This window comes from Pectobacterium versatile, from assembly GCF_003932035.1.
GTDB lineage: Bacteria > Pseudomonadota > Gammaproteobacteria > Enterobacterales > Enterobacteriaceae > Pectobacterium > Pectobacterium versatile.
Genome location: NZ_CP034276.1, coordinates 902480 through 920918 on the forward strand (window position 1 = coordinate 902480; position 18439 = coordinate 920918).

Annotated in this window: 14 protein-coding genes; 8 read left to right on the plus strand and 6 right to left on the minus strand. The window is 50.8% G+C overall.

Annotated elements, in window-relative coordinates:
- Positions 1 to 89: 89 nt before the first annotated feature.
- Complete coding sequence (locus tag EIP93_RS04165) at positions 90 to 1820, plus strand: polysaccharide lyase family protein (RefSeq protein ID WP_206428387.1); 1731 nt, start codon at positions 90 to 92, stop codon at positions 1818 to 1820.
- 217 nt (positions 1821 to 2037) lie between these two features.
- Here EIP93_RS04165 and EIP93_RS04170 read toward each other — a convergent pair whose 3' ends face one another.
- From EIP93_RS04170 to acs, 4 genes are all read right to left on the minus strand, one after another.
- Positions 2038 to 2964: an Rpn family recombination-promoting nuclease/putative transposase gene (locus EIP93_RS04170; RefSeq protein ID WP_400427443.1), complete on the minus strand. Its 927-nt coding sequence runs from the start codon at positions 2962 to 2964 to the stop codon at positions 2038 to 2040.
- 161 nt (positions 2965 to 3125) lie between these two features.
- Positions 3126 to 4784, minus strand: coding sequence for a cation/acetate symporter ActP (gene actP, locus EIP93_RS04175; RefSeq protein ID WP_103861368.1), 1659 nt, complete (start codon positions 4782 to 4784; stop codon positions 3126 to 3128).
- Positions 4781 to 5092 (minus strand): DUF485 domain-containing protein, encoded by a 312-nt coding sequence (locus EIP93_RS04180; protein ID WP_103861367.1) that lies wholly within the window; start codon positions 5090 to 5092, stop codon positions 4781 to 4783. Before EIP93_RS04180 ends, actP begins: the two co-directional genes overlap by 4 nt.
- Positions 5093 to 5216: 124 nt before the next feature.
- Positions 5217 to 7178: an acetate--CoA ligase gene (acs, locus tag EIP93_RS04185; protein ID WP_103861366.1), complete on the minus strand. Its 1962-nt coding sequence runs from the start codon at positions 7176 to 7178 to the stop codon at positions 5217 to 5219.
- Positions 7179 to 8079: 901 nt separating this feature from the next.
- On the opposite strand from acs, the gene EIP93_RS04190 reads away from it, so the two are divergent.
- The 6 genes from EIP93_RS04190 to EIP93_RS04210 all read left to right on the plus strand — a co-directional run bounded on the left by EIP93_RS04190 (position 8080) and on the right by EIP93_RS04210 (position 14384).
- Complete coding sequence (locus tag EIP93_RS04190; protein ID WP_010282300.1) at positions 8080 to 8472, plus strand: hypothetical protein; 393 nt, start codon at positions 8080 to 8082, stop codon at positions 8470 to 8472.
- Between the two features lie 737 nt (positions 8473 to 9209).
- On the plus strand, positions 9210 to 9620 hold the full coding sequence (locus EIP93_RS22860; protein WP_240041901.1) for an STN domain-containing protein: 411 nt from the start codon (positions 9210 to 9212) through the stop codon (positions 9618 to 9620).
- Positions 9617 to 11563, plus strand: coding sequence for a TonB-dependent siderophore receptor (locus EIP93_RS04195; RefSeq protein ID WP_241229564.1), 1947 nt, complete (start codon positions 9617 to 9619; stop codon positions 11561 to 11563). Before EIP93_RS22860 ends, EIP93_RS04195 begins: the two co-directional genes overlap by 4 nt.
- A gap of 172 nt (positions 11564 to 11735) precedes the next feature.
- The gene (locus tag EIP93_RS04200) at positions 11736 to 12260 is read left to right on the plus strand and encodes a sigma-70 family RNA polymerase sigma factor (RefSeq protein ID WP_103941833.1); all 525 of its coding nucleotides are present in this window, start codon (positions 11736 to 11738) and stop codon (positions 12258 to 12260) included.
- Positions 12257 to 13204 (plus strand): FecR domain-containing protein, encoded by a 948-nt coding sequence (locus EIP93_RS04205; RefSeq protein WP_103941831.1) that lies wholly within the window; start codon positions 12257 to 12259, stop codon positions 13202 to 13204. Before EIP93_RS04200 ends, EIP93_RS04205 begins: the two co-directional genes overlap by 4 nt.
- 169 nt (positions 13205 to 13373) lie before the next feature.
- Positions 13374 to 14384, plus strand: coding sequence for an AI-2E family transporter (locus EIP93_RS04210; protein WP_103861362.1), 1011 nt, complete (start codon positions 13374 to 13376; stop codon positions 14382 to 14384).
- A gap of 190 nt (positions 14385 to 14574) precedes the next feature.
- On the opposite strand, the gene EIP93_RS04215 is transcribed toward EIP93_RS04210, so the two are convergent.
- Positions 14575 to 16101 (minus strand): MFS transporter, encoded by a 1527-nt coding sequence (locus tag EIP93_RS04215; protein ID WP_095701661.1) that lies wholly within the window; start codon positions 16099 to 16101, stop codon positions 14575 to 14577.
- Between the two features lie 383 nt (positions 16102 to 16484).
- Between EIP93_RS04215 and EIP93_RS04220 the strand changes: the two genes are divergently transcribed.
- Positions 16485 to 16859: a hypothetical protein gene (locus tag EIP93_RS04220; protein WP_125232310.1), complete on the plus strand. Its 375-nt coding sequence runs from the start codon at positions 16485 to 16487 to the stop codon at positions 16857 to 16859.
- Here EIP93_RS04220 and EIP93_RS04225 read toward each other — a convergent pair.
- Positions 16852 to 18339: a mannitol dehydrogenase family protein gene (locus EIP93_RS04225; protein WP_125232311.1), complete on the minus strand. Its 1488-nt coding sequence runs from the start codon at positions 18337 to 18339 to the stop codon at positions 16852 to 16854. The genes EIP93_RS04220 and EIP93_RS04225 overlap by 8 nt on opposite strands.
- Between the last annotated feature and the right edge of the window lie 100 nt (positions 18340 to 18439).

Genomic DNA, 18439 nt, shown 5'->3' on the forward strand with positions numbered 1-18439 from the left:
TGTTTCCCCTAATATCTGGCATTGACCGTTACCTTGAACCGCCGCGATGAAAATTATGATTTAACTGACTGAACACAAGAGGGCTGACTGTGAAGCGATCTGTCTTGTTGTTGGTGGGAGCCATGCTGGCACCCTATGGCTATAGCGCGCAGGATAATGCGGTGTCGTTATCCGTTTCTGGTTTGAATACCGTTCTGGATAACGGCTTACTAAAAGTCGCGTTCGGGGAGGATGGCAGCGCGGTGAGCATGGTGACGGGAGGCAAGAATATCGTCACCAACCTGTCCGGTGCAGCGCGCGATCCGAGTAAAACGCGTAGCGCTTACCTCGATTACTATGTTAACGATGCTCATGCTAAAGGCGTCAAAGATTTTGTCCCCGAGCGGGTAGAGGTGCTGCGCAACGATCGAGATATAGCGCATGTGGCCTATATCGACGATCGGGACGGGCTGTTACGGCTTGAATATCACCTGATTATGCGTCGCGGCATTAGCGGGCTTTATAGCTATGTGGTGGCCGAGAATAGCGGAAATCAGGACGTTAAAGTCAGTGAATTGCGCAACGTCTATCGCTTCGATCCCGCCCGGTTAGATCATCTCTACAACGGCGATCGTCAAGGTAAACCGCTACTCTACAGCCAGCTTGAAGCGTCGCCGAAGGTGCAGGATGAAACCTGGCGATTGCCGGATGGTAGCATTTATTCCAAATATGATTTTGCTGGCTATATGCGTACCGCGCCTTTCTGGGGCGTTTTCGGCAATGGCGTGGGGGCGTGGCTGATTCACGGCAATCGGGAATATTTCTCCGGCGATGCGCTCAAGCAGGATCTGCTGGTACATCAGGATGCGATCATTCTGAACTACATGACGGGCTCGCACTTTGGCACGCCGGATCTGGTCGCCCCGCCGGGCTGGAAAAAATTCTACGGTCCGTGGCTGCTGTATATCAATCAGGGCGATACCGAAAAAATGCTGGCGGACTCTCAGCGTCAGGCACTGACGGAAACCGTCAACTGGCCGTACAATTGGGTCAACGATTCCCGCTATGCGCGCGAGCGCACGCAGATGAGCGGACGCGTTGCCAGCCAGCAGCCGGTGACCGTCGTGCTTTCGTCATCGCTGGATGAACCGTTCGATGTGCAAACCCGTGGCTATTCGTATCAGGCAACCACGGATACTCAGGGGAATTTTGCGATTTCCCATGTCCGTCCAGGCAATTACCATCTGGCGGTATACGCCAACAGCGGTACGCAGCCGGGAATATTGGCAGAGCAAACGCTGTCCGTTTCCGGTGATAAGCAAGCGCTGCCTGTGATAACCCTGCCCAAAGCCGAATCGGTTGTTTGGGCGATTGGGCAGGCCAATCGGCAGGCGAGTGAATTCCGCTTTGGCAATGAAGCCCGCAACACCCGCTGGCAGCATGAGGTTCCGGCAAACCTGACGTTCGATGTTGGCCGTAGCGACTATCAGCACGACTGGTATTACGCGCAGACCAAACCAGGAAAATGGGATATCCGTTTTGCCCTGCAACCTGAGAAAAAAACCTATTTCCTGAATATCGCACTGGCGGCAGCGAGCAATAGCGGCATGAGTGAGCCAACCATGCCACAGCTGGCGGTAGCGGCAAACGGCACCACGCTGGAAACGCTGACTTACGAAAACGACAAAACCATTTATCGCGGCGCGCTACAGAGTGGGCGTTATCACATCGCCCGCATCCCTGTGTCATCCCACTTTCTGAAAAATGGCAACAACACGATCACGCTGCAATTAAAAGGCGGCAGCGTGATGTATGACGTGGTGACATTAAGCGAGGAATAAATCCAGTTTTCACAAGGTGAAGTGTTGGGTTTCGCAGAATCGCGGGCAGGGATAACCCACGATAAAAAAGCGCAGGAGCGATTTTCAACAACGCGGAGCGTTGGCCCAGAGGGGCGTGGGCAGGGATAGCCCACGATAAAAAAGCGCAGGAGCGATTTTCAACAACGCGGAGCGTTGGCCCAGAGGGGCGTGGGCAGGGATAGCCCACGATAAAAAATTACTTCTGTTCGCTGTGGAGCAGTTGCGCCATTTCTTCATCGGATAACTGTGTAACGCGCTGAACTAATTCCTGCTCCATCTCGCTTTGCAGCAACTGGCGGGCGATGTTTAGTGCGCTGGCCTTCATCCCTTCTTGCATTCCTTCCTGCATCCCCTGTTCAAATCCTCTTTGGTGTAACTGTTGTGCAATGGTCATTGTGTCTTCCTTATGCGTTGACAGGGGCTCAGCCACTGAATCAATGAACCTGTCTATGTCAGATGTATTGCCCACTTTCGCAACGTACAGTAATAACGCGTGCCGCAGCGGCAGAGACAGGTTCCAGTGTTCAAATAATAGCCCGATGTCGTGCGCCAATTCCAGCATATCCCGTGTTCTGATGTGTTTCTGCACGAGTTCCAGCAGTGCGGCACGGCGGTGCGTTTTGATCTCTTCATCTGGAATGACGGTCAGGTCTATCAGCGGAAAGGCATGGTGGTAAACCTGTGCTGCTAGCGGTGGATCGGTGAAATGATCTAGCCACTGCATACTATACGGATAAGGACTACGTTTGCCGTGATAGAACAGGAGTGGAATAACCACGGGTAACGACTGATGACCCTGGGATAAATGCTGCTGCATCGCATCAAGGCAATAGCGTAATAACCGGAAAGCCATGAGCTTGTCGGGGCGGCTTTGATGCTCTATGACGCAATAGATATATCCAGAACCAGAGCGAGTTTGCAGTGAGTACAGCATGTCTGACAGACGAGAACGTAATGTGTTTTCGATAAATGATGCAGACTCCAACTGCAATGTACTGAAATCGCACTGTTGCTGAATCGCGAGTGGCAAATGGGCGGCAAGAAAATCTCTGGCGATATCAATATCGCTTAAGAACTGTTTGAAGATTGCATCGTGAGGCTGCATCGCATCCTTCCCTGTGATGTGTATGCCGACACCATAGCGAATCGCGCAGCGCTGGAAAGCGTACTGGTTACTATTGGGAATCCGCCCCGCAAAAAATCGCAGGAGCGATTTTCAACAACGCAAAGCGCTGGGTTTCGCAGAAGAACTGGCCCGCATTTGGCGGGCCAGTGAGAGGAAAATTAGTGGGAACTGCCTTTTGATGCGCCGACGCCGGTTTGCGAGCGGACAAACTGCGCATGGAAGCGTGCGCGTTCCTGCTGTCCAGCTTCGGAGCGATCGGTGATGGAGAAGAACCAGATACCGATAAACGCGACCAGCATGGAGAACAGTGCTGGATAATCATAGGGATAAATAGGGGCGGCATGACCGAGGATTTTCACCCAGATCGTCGGCCCCAATATCATCAAAATGACAGCGGTCAACAGACCCGCCCAACCGCCAATCATCGCTCCGCGCGTGGTTAGCTTCGACCAATACATGGAGATGATAATAATCGGGAAGTTACAGCTGGCGGCGATGGAGAACGCTAACCCAACCATGAAGGCGATGTTTTGGTTCTCAAACAGGATACCGAGCGAAATAGCCACGACACCCAGCACCAGTACAGTGATTTTCGAGACTTTCAGCTCATCACGCTCGGTCGCTTTTCCTTTCTTGATCACGTTAGAGTAGAGATCGTGGGATACGGCAGAGGCACCCGCTAGCGTCAGACCGGCGACGACGGCCAGAATGGTGGCAAAGGCCACGGCGGAGATAAAACCGAGGAAGAAGTTGCCGCCGACGGCATCGGCCAAATGCACCGCCGCCATGTTATTCCCACCGATGAGCGCGCCTGTCGCATCCTTAAATGCAGGATTGGCGCTGACCAACAGGATGGCACCAAAGCCGATGATGAAGGTCAGGAAATAGAAGTAGCCCATGAACCCCGTGGCGTAGAACACGCTTTTTCGTGCTTCTTTCGCGTCGCTGACGGTGAAGAAACGCATCAGGATGTGTGGAAGACCGGCCGTACCGAACATCAGGCCCAACCCGAGAGACAACGCGGATATCGGATCAGAAACCAGTCCGCCAGGGCTCATGATTGCCGCCCCTTTTGGGTGAACCGCCATCGCCTGTTTGAACAGCGCATCAAAGCTGAACCCTACTGATTTCATTACCATGACGGCCATGAAGGTGGCACCGAACAGCAGCAGAACCGCTTTGATAATCTGTACCCATGTGGTGGCGAGCATGCCGCCAAACATTACGTACATCACCATCAGAATCCCGACCAGCACCACCGCTACATGGTAGTTGAGGCCGAACAGTAGCTCGATGAGTTTCCCCGCGCCCACCATCTGCGCAATGAGGTACAGAGCCACAACCACCAGCGAACCACAGGCGGAGAGGCTGCGGATCGGGCGCTGTTGCAAACGGTAAGATGCGACGTCAGCAAAGGTATAACGTCCGAGGTTACGCAGCCGCTCTGCGATCAGAAACAGAATAATCGGCCAGCCGACTAAAAAGCCGAGTGAATAAATCAGGCCGTCGTAACCGGAGGTGTAGACCAACGCAGAAATACCGAGGAAGGATGCAGCGGACATGTAGTCACCTGCAATCGCCAGTCCGTTCTGGAAACCGGTGATGTTGCCGCCTGCCGTGTAGTAGTCACTGCGTGAACGCGTTTTCTTCGACGCCCAGTAGGTGATATACAGCGTGCCGCCAACGAACAGCAGAAACATCACGATGGCCTGAATATTCAACGGCTGGCGCTGGACATCCCCCGTGAGTGCATCTGCTGCCCATGCAAGCACTGGCAGCGTCAAAAGTCCGAACAGCATCATAAAGCGTATTTTCATTGCTTTACCTCATCCAGTAACTGCTTGGTCAGACGATCAAATTCACCGTTAGCGCGATACACATAGACGCCGGTCAGAATGAAGGAAATCGCAATCAATCCCACACCAATCGGAATGCCACGGGTAATGCTGGAGCCGGGAGCAATCGGCGTTCCCAGCCAGCCAGGTGCAAAGGCGATGAGCAGAATGAAGCTGACATAAAGCACCAGCATGATCAGTGAAAGAAAAGCGGCAAAACGCTGTCGCTTGTTGACCAGTTCTCTGAATAAGGGGTTACTTTCAATCCGTTGATAAATGGCATCATTCATCGTAAGTCTCCAGTAATCTGTAGGGTTGAGTGCTACCGCGACGTCACCTTCTGATTTATCGCCACCCACATTCCCGCAAGCCACATCATGGCTTACGGGAATGAAGAGAGTGGTGGGTCAGGGGTTATTGAGAGGCGGTACTCATGGCCTGCTTTTCTTCGAGCAGTTTTTCGACGACGCCAGGATCGGCCAGCGTTGAGGTATCCCCCAGATTGCTGGTGTCACCGGCGGCGATCTTACGCAAAATACGACGCATGATTTTGCCGGATCGCGTTTTTGGTAAAGAGTCAGTCCAGTGGAGGATGTCCGGTGTAGCAATCGGACCGATTTCCTTACGCACCCAGTTGCGGACTTCCGTATACAGCTCGCTGGACGGCTCTTCGCCGTGATTCAGCGTGATGTAGGCGTAGATGGCCTGCCCTTTCATATGGTGAGGAATGCCGACCACGGCTGCTTCGGCAATCTTGGGGTGTGCAACGAGCGCTGATTCGATTTCCGCCGTCCCCAGACGATGCCCAGAAACGTTCAGCACGTCGTCAACGCGGCCCGTGATCCAGTAATAACCATCTTCGTCACGGCGGGCACCGTCCCCGCTGAAGTACATGCCTTTAAAGGTAGAAAAGTAGGTTTGCTCAAAGCGGTCGTGATCGCCAAACAGGGTTCTTGCCTGACCCGGCCAGGAGTCCACGATGACCAGATTGCCTTCCGCTATGCCTTCCTGCGGGTTGCCGAGGTTGTCGACGAGCGCTGGCTGTACACCGAAGAACGGGCGCGTCGCGGAGCCGGCTTTCGGCTCAATCGCGCCGGGCAGAGGGGTGATCATGAAGCCGCCCGTCTCTGTCTGCCACCAGGTATCGACGATAGGGCATTTGCCATTGCCGATTTTGTTGAAATACCACTCCCAGGCTTCTGGGTTGATCGGCTCACCGACGGAACCCATGATCCTGAGGGATTCACGCGATGTGCCCTCAATCGCTTTATCACCTTCAGCCATCAGCGCGCGGATCGCGGTGGGGGCGGTATAGAGAATATTGACCTGATGCTTATCAACCACTTGCGCCATGCGGCTGGCGTCCGGCCACGTTGGTACACCTTCGAACATCAGCGTAATTGCCCCGCATGCCAGCGGGCCATAAAGCAGGTAACTATGCCCCGTGACCCAACCAACATCTGCCGTACACCAGTAAATGTCACCGGGATGATAGTCGAAGACATATTTGAAGGTCAGCGCGGCATAAACCAGATAGCCGCCAGTGGTGTGCAGTACACCTTTGGGTTTCCCCGTCGAACCTGACGTATAAAGGATAAAGAGCGGATCTTCCGCGTTCATCTCTTCTGGCGGGCAATGATCGTCTGCTTTTTCAACCAGATCGTGCCACCACAGATCGCGTCCGTCCTGCCATTCATTGATCTTACCCGTGCGGCGGAAAACGATAACGCTGGAAATGGTGGTGACGTTCGGGTTCTTTAACGCCTCATCAATATTCTTCTTCAGCGGGATCACACGTCCGGCACGTACGCCTTCATCGGCGGTAATGACCAGTTTGGCGCTGGAATCGATGATACGCCCGGAAATCGCTTCGGGAGAGAAGCCCCCGAAGATCACCGAATGAATCGCTCCAATTCTGGCACAGGCCAGCATTGCCACAGCTGCTTCTGGCACCATCGGCATATAAATAGCAACGACATCGCCTTTTTTGACGCCCTGTGACTTCAGCACATTGGCGAAGCGGCACACGGACTGATGCAGTTCACGGTAGGTGACTTTTTTACTTTGTGTCGCGTCATCGCCTTCCCAGATGATGGCAGTTTGATCGCCACGCTCGGCCAGATGGCGATCCAGGCAGTTTGCTGCCACATTTAGTGTACCGTCTTCAAACCAGCGGATACTGATGTGGCCGGGGTCGAATGAGGTGTTCTTGATCGTTTTATAGGGTTTGATCCAATCGACGATCTTTCCCTGCTCGCCCCAAAAGGCGGCAGGATCGTCAACGGACAACTGATACATATTTTTGTATTGCTGAGCATTTATCAGTGCATTTTCCGCAATGGCGGCGGGAATGGCGTGTTTATTATGTTGTGTCATAGCGCTTCTCCTTAAACATGTTAATGCTATGTCAAATAATGGTTAATTCTAGTTAACCACTTATCTTTGTTTCTTTTTTGCGCGATTGATCACGCAATGCAGGAAAAGCAATGAGGCGTTACTTAAAAGATAGTCTTTTGGTTCAGAAAGCAGGCAGTTTTTTCGTGGTAGCCAAAACGCGATAAGTGATGTATGTCACAATATGAAAGTCAGCAGAGTTATCTATGCTGTTATAATGTCATTAACGATCAATTCATTGTTTTCAATAGATTATATCTATTGTTATCAGGTTTTTGATCGCCCTTTACGATCAAAAGGCATAAAGATCCCGCTTATTCAGCCGATAGTAAAAATCCTGTTCAGAGTATATTCCTACGTAGGCCAGCTATTTAGCGCATTCAACTGTGGTCGATGTGTTGAAATTTTGTTCCAGTTGTTAATTATATGTAGGCTATTAATGAAATAGATTTATCTGATTATCACCGGGCAGATAAGTGTGAATAATCTACTCTTAAAGAGGGTTCCACCGCACAGATGTGAGCCTTCTTAAAAAGCGTAAAGATGCCGTGTGCTAGCCGCTAAAAAAAGAAAAATGAAGTGTTATTTTTTGTGTCTGATTCAGAAATATCCGGTTTCCAAAAATAAATAACATAGATATACCCAACATCACTGACGCTAAGTAAGGCGGCAGATGTTTGAGCCCCGGTAGCCTGAGAACGTGTAAACAGTTCCGGTTAGCGAAATTCACTATTTTCATTCGGTGATTTTCTGGGGTGGGGAAGAACACTATTAGTCCGGAAACCTTTTAAATTCCGGTAGGTTGATTGCTTATCAATGGTGTGCCGTGGTGTCACGGTGCGCTGTGAGATATCTTTTTACATAGCATGATGCAGAGGAAACACTGAGTCTGATATTTGGCCGGAATGAGATTTTAGGCATGCTTTCTCAACCAGTTCAGAATGATAGACGTGCTGTGGCGGTGATTGACGAGAAATGTAAGGTCGTCTGTGCGAATTCTGCCTTCAACGCCCATTTTGGATTGCGTGCTGAAATGAATACGCCCGTCTCAATTGATGATGTACTCCCTATCAACGTGAAGTTTGCCTATCACGATTTTATGACGAATTCCAACATGTTGAGTACGCGTGTGGTTTCGGATTTGTTGTCTGATGGCTTTACCAAAAAGCAGTTAAGTACGCTGTCTTTTTCGAAGCTGAACGTTGAAAACCGAGTGCTCTCTCTGCTGATCCTAAACCAGGATGCGGTTGAGCCTTCGACGAATTTAGCGTCATAAGCTTGAATGATCGGAGATTATCTGGCCGGAAGAATAGAAATGTGGTTTTTCCAGTGAAAAATAACGACAAAAGAAAAATTGTTGTTATTAATAACATTGCTATGGCTGATTTAGCCTCGTTTTACCAACAGCAATCGATTGCGTGGATTATTCTCTGATATCTGCTGACGGCCAGTAGAACGATAAAGCAGCACTGATTTTTCATAAATGAAGAATTAAAAGCGTTCTTTATTAATCACGATGCTATGAAAACTTAAGAAAAAATAGAGAGTTAACTATTTTATTGCATATAATATGCTTGTTTGAAATAAACAGCGAAACGTTTCGATTCCCTCTGCCTTTCTTCTTGCCTACCCGCTCTTTCTCCTACCCGTTCGTGAATTATTCCTATAGACATCATGGTTTATTAAATACGGATAATAAGCTCTGGAAATTTTCCTTATTTTTAGCGCGTTGAATCCTAAATGATGACAAATGAATAAGTAGACCCTCGTCTAATTATTGATGCAGTTGAGCCGATGCCGTGCTTATCGCGATATAGCACGTTTTGATAAATCCGACGTCAATTTTTATTAGTCATCGTATCGGTTTACCAATAGCGGCAACGTATTTTCCCTAATATTTCTGATTGATAACGGATTACTTTAATTATTTTTCGATTTCTGGTTCCCCTTTTTACTCTCTCAATTGGCATAGCTTCTGAAAACAAGCGTTTCTTATGCGATAGGGGATAAATAATGGTTAAATTCCGTACCCACCTGTTGGCACGTACTTTACGTGCCGGGGTACTTGGGGCAGCGTTTGCCTCAGTGCTGCCAATGACGGCGGTCTATGCTGCATCTGCGGCATCTGTCCAGCAATACACGGTATCGTCTGGCCCGCTCAATCAGGTGCTCAATCAATTTGCCCAACAGGCTGGCGTATTACTTTCTTACGATCCGGCAGTCGTGGCGGGTAAGCGCGGTGCGGGGTTGCAGGGGAACTACAGCGTTGAGCAGGGTTTTCAGCAGATCCTCAGCAACAGCGGCCTAAGCGCACAGTACAGTGCCGATGGCAGCGTACGGCGAGTGAGCCAGTTCCTGTTTCTGCGCCTGTTGTCGCTAAAAACGATCGGATCGTCGTCACCGCTCCACCGAATACCGCGATGAAGCTGGATGTGCCGATTTCAGAGACGCCACGTGCGGTTTCGGTTGTGACAGAGCAGCAGATCGAAGAGCGCGGTGCGCAAAAGATCGATCAGGCACTGCGCTATAGCAGCGGTATTCTGGCAACGCCATACGGGCCGGACAATAAAGCCGAATGGGTGACTATTCGTGGATTTAGCGATCAGTCTCGGTTCCAGAATGGCCTGGCTACGCTGAATGAAGATGGATTCTACGGCCAGCAGATTGAGCCGTTTGGCGTCGAGCGTATCGAAGTTCTGAAAGGCCCAGCCTCCGTTCTGTATGGGCAAAATCCACCGGGCGGCCTGGTTAACGTCATCACCAAACGACCAACGCGTTTGCCGCAGGGGAAAGTGGAGCTGGAATACGGCTCTAACGACTATCGCCATCTGGCTGTCGACAGTGCGGGTCCATTAAACGATGACGGATCGGTGCTGTATCGGGTTGTTGCGCTGGCGCGTGATACCTCGGGTGAGATGGATTTCTCGAAGAGCAAGCGCCTTTATCTGGCACCGAGCGTCACGTTCCTCGGAGAAGACACGGAACTGACCGTGTTAGCCAGCTACATGGATACGAAATCCGACACGACCAACGGCTTTAAGCTGCCGTACGGCACATTACATGGCACGCCGTTTGGCAAAGTCGGCTATAAAACATCGCTAGGCGAACCGGGTATGAACCGCCACGATACCCGACAATTCAGTCTGGGCTATGAGTTCACGCATCATCTGAATGATACCTGGACGTTCCACCAGAATGTGAATTACACCTACCTGAATTTGGATCTGCGCAATGCTTATGCGCTAAGTATGGCTAATGATCGTGAGGCTAATCGCGGGCTAACCTACCGTGACGGTTTTGCGCAAAACTGGGCCACAGACAACCGGTTAGTGGGTGAATGGCAGTGGGAAGATATTGAAAACACGCTGTTGCTCGGGTTCGATTACCGCCGTGCCAATACACAAAGCCGCGATGGAAACCTGTACGCCTTTGGCAGTCCTATCGACATCTTTAATCCGGTTTATGGCAATTACACATTATTAGATAGCGACCTGTTCGCTCACCGTTCTGGCCGCCATCAGACTGGTTATTATGTCCAGAACCAGATTAAGTATGACGAGCGTCTGATCTTCTTGTTGGGGGGACGCTACGACGTGGCGAAGTCTCGCGACCGTAATTTCTCATCAGGCGCGGATACTCGCACCGACGATACCAAATTTACCAAGACTGCTGGGGTAATGTACCTGTTTGATAACGGTATTTCCCCTTACGTCAGCTATTCGGAATCATTCCTTCCGGTGTCGGGTCGCGATGGTTATGAACGTCCTTATGTGCCGGAAGAAGGCCAGCAGACGGAAGTTGGCGTGAAATATACGCCGGAAGGCTTTAACGGTTATGCCTCTGCTGCCCTGTTTAATCTGGAACAGAAGAATGTGAAAACGACGGATCCTAAAAACCCGAGTCTAACTATTCAGGCGGGTGAGGCCCGTTCACGCGGCCTCGAGCTGGAATTGAGCGGTGAGGTTTATACCGGTCTGACGCTGACGGCAAACTACACATACAACGAAGTGGAGACGACCAAATCAGGTACCGTCGGTGAAGTGGGTAAACGCCTGCCGGGCCTGCCTGAACATATCGTGTCTGGCTGGGCGACTTATGCCTTTAACGGCAAGCTGGAAGGATTAAGTATCGGCAGCGGTGTGCGCTATGTGGGCAGCTCTTACGGTGACATTGCCAATTCAGCGGACATGAAGGTTCCTGCTTATACACTGTGGGATGCGATGATCGCCTATGATTTCAGCAAAGATTGGCGTTTGCAGGTTAATGCAACCAACCTGACCAACCGTGAGTATGTCAGCGCCTGTAACTACTGGTGCTACTACGGTGAAGGCCGTAACGTTAGCGCGAACGTCAGCTATCGCTGGTAATCTTCCTTCTCGACTCTCTCTGAAAGAAGCCCTCGGGCTTCTTTCTTTTTGCATGCACGCCATGCTGCGCCCTCCTTTTTAGCGTAATCGACATGATAAATGTGAATAGTCGTTGACTTTGCTTTTAATGATAATGAAAATCATTTCATTGCTGTCACATTGAGCGAATACCGTGAAGAGTCCCGCCGCTGTCTGCCTCCATCAGCCTGAAACCTTAAATGTTCAGCAGATTTATCATGACCATCATGCCTGGTTACAGGCGTGGCTGCGTCGACGTTTGGGGTGTTCACAGCAGGCTGCGGATCTGGCTCAGGATACGTTTCTACGTTTGATCTGCCTGCATCAGGCCGATCGCATCCGTGAACCACGCGCTTGGCTGACGACTGTCGCCCACGGGCTGGTGGTGAATCACTGGCGACGTAAAGACATCGAGAATGCCTATCTTCAGGTGTTGGCAGAGCAGGAGTTTACTTTTGCTCCCTCGCTGGAACAGCAGGTTATGGTGGTTGATGCGCTGATGGCCATCGACCAGATGCTGGCGACGCTGCCGGGCAAAGTGCGTCAGGCATTTTTGCTCGTGCATCTCGATGGCTTGACCTATCGGCAGGTTGCTGAAAAATTAGCCGTTTCCGAGCGGATGGTGAAAAAATATATGGCACAGGCAATGCTGAATTGTCTATTGTGTCAGGACTTATGATTTCCTCTATTACTTCTTCTATTCCGAAAGATGTTCTTTATGCCGCCTCCGAGTGGTATGCCACGCTGTATGACGAAGACTGCTCCGAACTCGAGCGTCAGGCATGGCAACGATGGTTACATCAGGATGACACTCACCGGCTTGCTTGGCAGCAGGTTGAACAGATTCACGCCCGTTTCCATGCGGTAGACAGTCAATTAGCTTCTTCGGTGCTGAGCAAGCGGGGTGGGGAACGTCGGCGCATGCTCAAACTGTTGGCGATTGCCAGCCTTACCGGAGGCGTGGGCTTTAGTCTGCCGTGGGAAAGCTATGCGGCCGATTACCACACGGGAACGGGGGAAACGCGCGAGCTCAACATCGAAACGGGAATGACCGTCTGGCTCAATACGGATTCGGCACTGAATCAGCAGGGCAACCCTGCATTGTCTCAACCGCTGACCTTCCAATTGATCAAAGGCGAATTGATGCTGGACAACCAAACGGCCCACGCAGCCCGGTTGACCACGCCCCATGGCGATCTCGCGGCTTCCGCACATTCCTGTCAATTAGCGCTGCGCTATACGTCTGCCCACAGCGTCCTTTCCGTTTTTAGTGGTGAGGTCTTGCTGCAAACGGCGGTACCTGCTGCGCAGCGTGTGACAGCAGGGCAACAGGTTATCTTTACCCGCGACAGGAGCAGTGAACCCGCACCCGTTGAGAATTTCCGACAGAGCTGGCGCAAAGGACAACTGGTCGCGGATAACATGCCGCTAGGACAGTTTGTTAATGAAATTGCCCGCTATCACAATGGTTATTTTCATGTTGATTCTGCGGTGACGACGCTACGGATTTCGGGCGTTTTTCCGCTACATGAAACCGATCGCCTGCTTGAGGCTGTTGCCCGGACGCTGCCAGTGAAGGTGACCCGGCGTTTCTCCTGGTGGGTGGATATCCGACCGAGCTAAAACACTGCTGGTATTTCGCTGATAAAACACCAAAAATATCCCCCGTTTGTATCACTCGCAGAATAGACGTAAATCTGGCGCATATATATCAATCTGTTGGTACCGAAAAAGGCGTAGCATACTCCACAAAGAGTATCCTCGGCGTTGCCTCTTCATACGGGATGTCATCATGCAGTTACTGAATCTGAAACAAGCTCGCCTGTTGAGCTTTTTCTTTATTATGGGTGGCCTGCTTATATTGCTGCCTTTACGCCTGCTGACCTGCTTTATTGCCGGTTTTTTGGTGTATGAAATTGTGAATTTACTGACCCCCTATTTTCAACGGGTCATCAGTGGTAAGCGCGCCCGCTGGATTGTTGTCGCGGTGATCAGCACACTGGTCGTTAGCCTGCTGAGTCTATTGTTTGGCAGCCTGGTCGGGCTGTTGATGCAGGAAATGAAGGATACCGCCGCGTTTAATGTGCGCATTGGCTACATCCTCAATGACATCCAGCAGCAGATCGTCCACTACTTACCGGGGTATCTGCCGGTCAGTATTGAAGAGCTCCAGCACGAACTGCTGCAATGGGTTCAGGCGCATATTGTGATGTTGCAGAATATGGGGAAAAGTTTTCTACATGGTTTTGTGACGATGCTGATTGGTATGGTGCTGGGCGCGATTGTCTCGCTTTATAACGTCGATAAAGACACCGAAAAACCGTTACTCAAAGCGGAGCTACTGCGTCGAGTGTCGCTGTTGTCGGCATCGTTCCGCAATATTGTTTTCGCTCAGGTGAAAATCTCTGCGGTTAACACGATACTGTCTGCCATTTTCATTCTTGGCGCTCTGCCGCTGTGTGGTATCCATCTGCCGTTTGCCAAAACGCTAGTGGTGCTTACCTTCGTTTTCGGTCTGCTGCCAGTGATTGGTAACCTGATCTCCAATTCGATCGTTTTCCTGTCTGGCTTATCGCTTTCGTTGCCGATTGCGCTGGTCGCGCTGGTGTATTTGATGCTGATTCACAAGTTTGAGTACTTCCTGAATGCACAAATCGTTGGGACGAGGATCAAAGCGCACGCGTGGGAAATCCTGCTGGCGATGTTGGTGTTTGAGGCGGCATTTGGCTTGTCCGGTGTGATTGCGGCCCCGATATACTACGCTTACCTGAAAAGCGAATTGAAAGAAGCTTCGTTGATTTAATCCTGCATTTTGGCAGGTGATTGATGCGATCGCCTGCCTATCCTACCCTACCCGTTCTGTTAATCAGTAAACGCAGGCCTAAATGAATCAGCCCAATACGAGATTGGGCTGATTATTTTTAGTTGATAATAACTTTTAGTTGATGACAGCTTTTAATTGATGCCTGTTTTCAATAAACGAATGTCTTCAATTAATGCTGTGCAGTAGCAACCTGCGGTTTAGACTCTTCTGACTGAACGCCTAACGGGTTGTTGCCCCAGCACTTCTCATATTCCCAGCCCGTCAGCTCTTCTGCGACAGCACGAGCATGAGCTGGTACATCGGCAATCGCGCCGCCCGCTTTGATACGTGCAATCTCTTCCAGCAGAATGGCGTGGTTTTTACGATCCAGCTTCATCTGCGTGGTGTAGTAAATCGCAACCAGCGCAAGACCGATAACACCCAGCGAGAACACGCCAACAATCGCCTGTACGGCAGATTCCGGCTGCACTGACTGCCCGGAAACAAAGCCGAATTGGCTCAGTGTCCAGCCCATCGCGAAGACAATCACAGAGCGAACCATTTTACCGGCGAACGTCATGGCACCAGCGTAAATACCTTCACGACGACGCCCGGTCAGCACTTCATCCACATCGGCCAGGAAGGTATAAACCGTCCAGGGAATGTAGTAGATACCGCCCGTGCTCAGGCCAAATACAGCAGTAATGGCGAACAGAACAAAGATGGTCATGTCTTCTGACCAGTTAGCGAAATAGAGTGCGGCATAGGCTATTACGCTGACAATCACTACCATCAAGGCCAGACGGAACGGCCGCGCAAAGCCCATTTTGACGCAGATACCGATAAAGGCTGCGGTAGAAATGAGCTGCATAATCGAACTGAAGCTATTGAGGTGTGATACCAGTGCCGTGTTCTGCTTCAGACCAAAGACGATGAAGTAGGTAAACGCGGAAGCGAAAAGCCACTCAGCGCCAAAGCCAAACAGGTACATCCCCAGGTGCTTGCGGAAAATACGCAAACGGAAGGTGGAAACCATATCCACGCTCAGCTTTTTCATCGCTTGCCACAGGCTGGATGTGCTTTCACGGACGATTTCGTTGACCGGGCGTTCCCAGGATGTCATGTACAGCGCGATCATCGCCCCACACATAATGGCGCCGTAGACCAGGCCAGTGTAGAAGAATGGCGTTGCGGAATCTTTACCGTAGATAGCAATAAACTGCCCAGGAATGAACGCCGCCAGGAAGTTGGCGATTTTACCGAAAATGGCTTTAGAACCTGTCAGCTTAGAGCGCAGTTTAAAGTCAGAGGTCATTTCGGTAGCCAGCGTCTCATACGGCACCATGATCGAGGTGTAAATCAGCTCGAACAGTACGTACGTCGCCAGATAGTACCAGAAGCCAAAGCCTTCAACCCATAGCATGGGGTAGACCAGAACCAGCGGGACACCCAGCAAAATAAAGAAGCGGCGGCGGCCAAATCGGCGACCAACACGGGTGTTGTAGAAGTTATCGCTGATGTATCCCATGATGGGGTTACTGATCGCATCGATGATGCTGGCAACGGAGAAGATAGCAGCAGCCTGAACCAATGTTAACCCACAGAATGTGGTGTAAAAGTACATCAGCCATGCGCCGCTGATAGCAAGCGCGCCACTGCCAAGCAGGTTCGCGCTGCCGTAGCAGAACGTGTGTTTAAAAGAGATTGGTTTATTCATGATCAGCCTAATTACAAAGATGAAACAATATTTCAGTTCTATTGAACTATCATTTCTTTATCATTTGCTCTATTGAAAAGAAAGTAAACTGGCGATCACGCTTTAGGGGGCTTTTAATGATGATCTGTCAGACAGATCATGAAATAAGATATTTTAATTTGCTTTTTATAATTATTTGATCGTGCATTTATGTTCTTAATTTACAAAGTATGTAAATTTATTACGAGAAAGCATTATACGTGCAGATTGGCGGCGAGGCGATAGTGAGCGCTGTCCCACAAATCGATAGCATGATGTGAAATAACGCATTGACCGCAGAGAGGAAATGTCGTCATCATCCCGCCCAGTTTACTTTATCGTATTCCCTCATCAGGAGCCGTAACGTGAGTCATTTGCTGGTCTATGCCATTATTTATGTGATTTTTATTGCCGTAGTTGGGTTGTTTGCTTTTCAGGCCTGGTTACCGTCTTCCGCACCGCGTGGGCTGAGAGATCGTGCGGGTATTTTGGTCGGGGTATTGCGTTGCGTTACGCTGTTTCTCGTCGTTTCTGCAATGCAAATTTTGTTTCCCAATTCGCTGCTGGATAAGCTTGTCTGGCTGGTTGCCGCAGCGATGCTGTTGATCGCGGTCATTGGTGCGGGAATGAGTTGGTCATCGCTGCCGTGGCTGGATGAAACAAAAGGTAAAGGCCGCACTCTGTCGCTGGGTGTTCAAAGTGCGGTATATCTTGCGCTGCTTGGATTTATCGTTATTTAAAGTCTTGTACCAGTGCGGCCACGGTGTTCTTCGCGCCGTGATCGCGCAGCTTCAGATAAGCCTGTGCGATAGCGTTAAATACATCGTGGTTGGCTGACAGATCCTCGCCAAAAATAGAACGAATATTAAGAAACGCACTGACCCGTTCGGCATTATCTGACGTCTCTGCAACGACCAGTCTGAGCTGGTCAGCCAGCGGGTCGCGGATTTCGATAGGGTTGCCCGCATCGTCTTTTCCGCTGACATAACGCATCCAGCCAGCGACCCCTAATGCCAGACAGCGATAGTCTCCGCCATTACGCAGATGCCAGCGTAGCGATTCCAGCATGCGCTGGGGCAGCTTTTGTGAACCATCCATCGCGATTTGCCAAGTTCGATGCTTGAGCGCTGGGTTGGAAAAACGGGTAAGCAGCTGAACGGCATAGTCTTTCAGGTCGATATCCACGACGCTGAGTGTCGGTGCCTGCTCCAGCAGCATGAGATGAGACACTGCACGGCGATAGTTCTCGTCATTTATACAGTCGCTGACGTGATCATAACCGGCGAGATAGCCCAGATAGGCTAAAAACGAGTGGCTGCCGTTCAGCATACGCAGCTTCATTTCTTCAAACGGCAGTACGTCATGCACCAGCTGCACGCCCGCTTTTTCCCACTCAGGGCGTCCGGCAGTGAAATGATCTTCGATCACCCATTGAATAAAGGGCTCACAGGCTATCGCACAGGGATCGGCGACGCCGAGGTGCTCGGCAATTTCCTGCAACGCTTCCGGCGTCGCGGCAGGGACAATGCGATCCACCATCGTATTCGGGAAAGAAACCTTGGCCTCGACCCAATCGATCAGACTCTGATCGTTGAGCCCCGCAGATCCCAGCACGGCGGCTTTGGCTGTTTTGCCATTTTCCGGCACGTTATCGCATGAGAGGACGGTGAACGGTGCGATCCCGCGTTCGTGACGCAAGCGCAGCGCTTCCGCCAGCAACCCCGGTACCGAAGCGGGATGACGAGGATCGCTGAGATCCTGCTGAATCAGCTTATTGGTCCGATCCAGCTTGCCGCTCGTCCCGTCCATGCAATAGCCTTTTTCGGTAATCGTCAGGGAAACGATGGCGGTTTCTGGTGCGGCGAGTTTCTCAATAATCGCGCCGATACCTTCTATTCTGGCATGTAACGATTCACACACGGCACCGACCACAATCGGCTGATTTTCCGTCGCTGCTTTTTCCAACACAGTAAACAGATGATCCTGCTGGCGCAGCGCATTGATCATGGTGTCGTCGCTGAACAGCACGACTTCACAAATACCCCAGTCTCCTCCCACCATATTCAGCACGCGATCGGTGAGCAGTGCCTGATGAGCGCGATGAAAAGCACCAAAACCGATATGGACGATGCGCGGCTTCAGCGCCTTACGATCGTAGTGGGGGAATTGGACGCTGGTGGGCAGTTCGCAAGTAGCGATATTTTTTATTGTATCAGTCATTTATTGCGCTTCGGATGGGGGGATTTATAACGTTAAAAGTAGCTGTGATTTGCAGGCGGTGCAATACGTGACGCGCAGATAGGTTACGGTGCGCACGTTT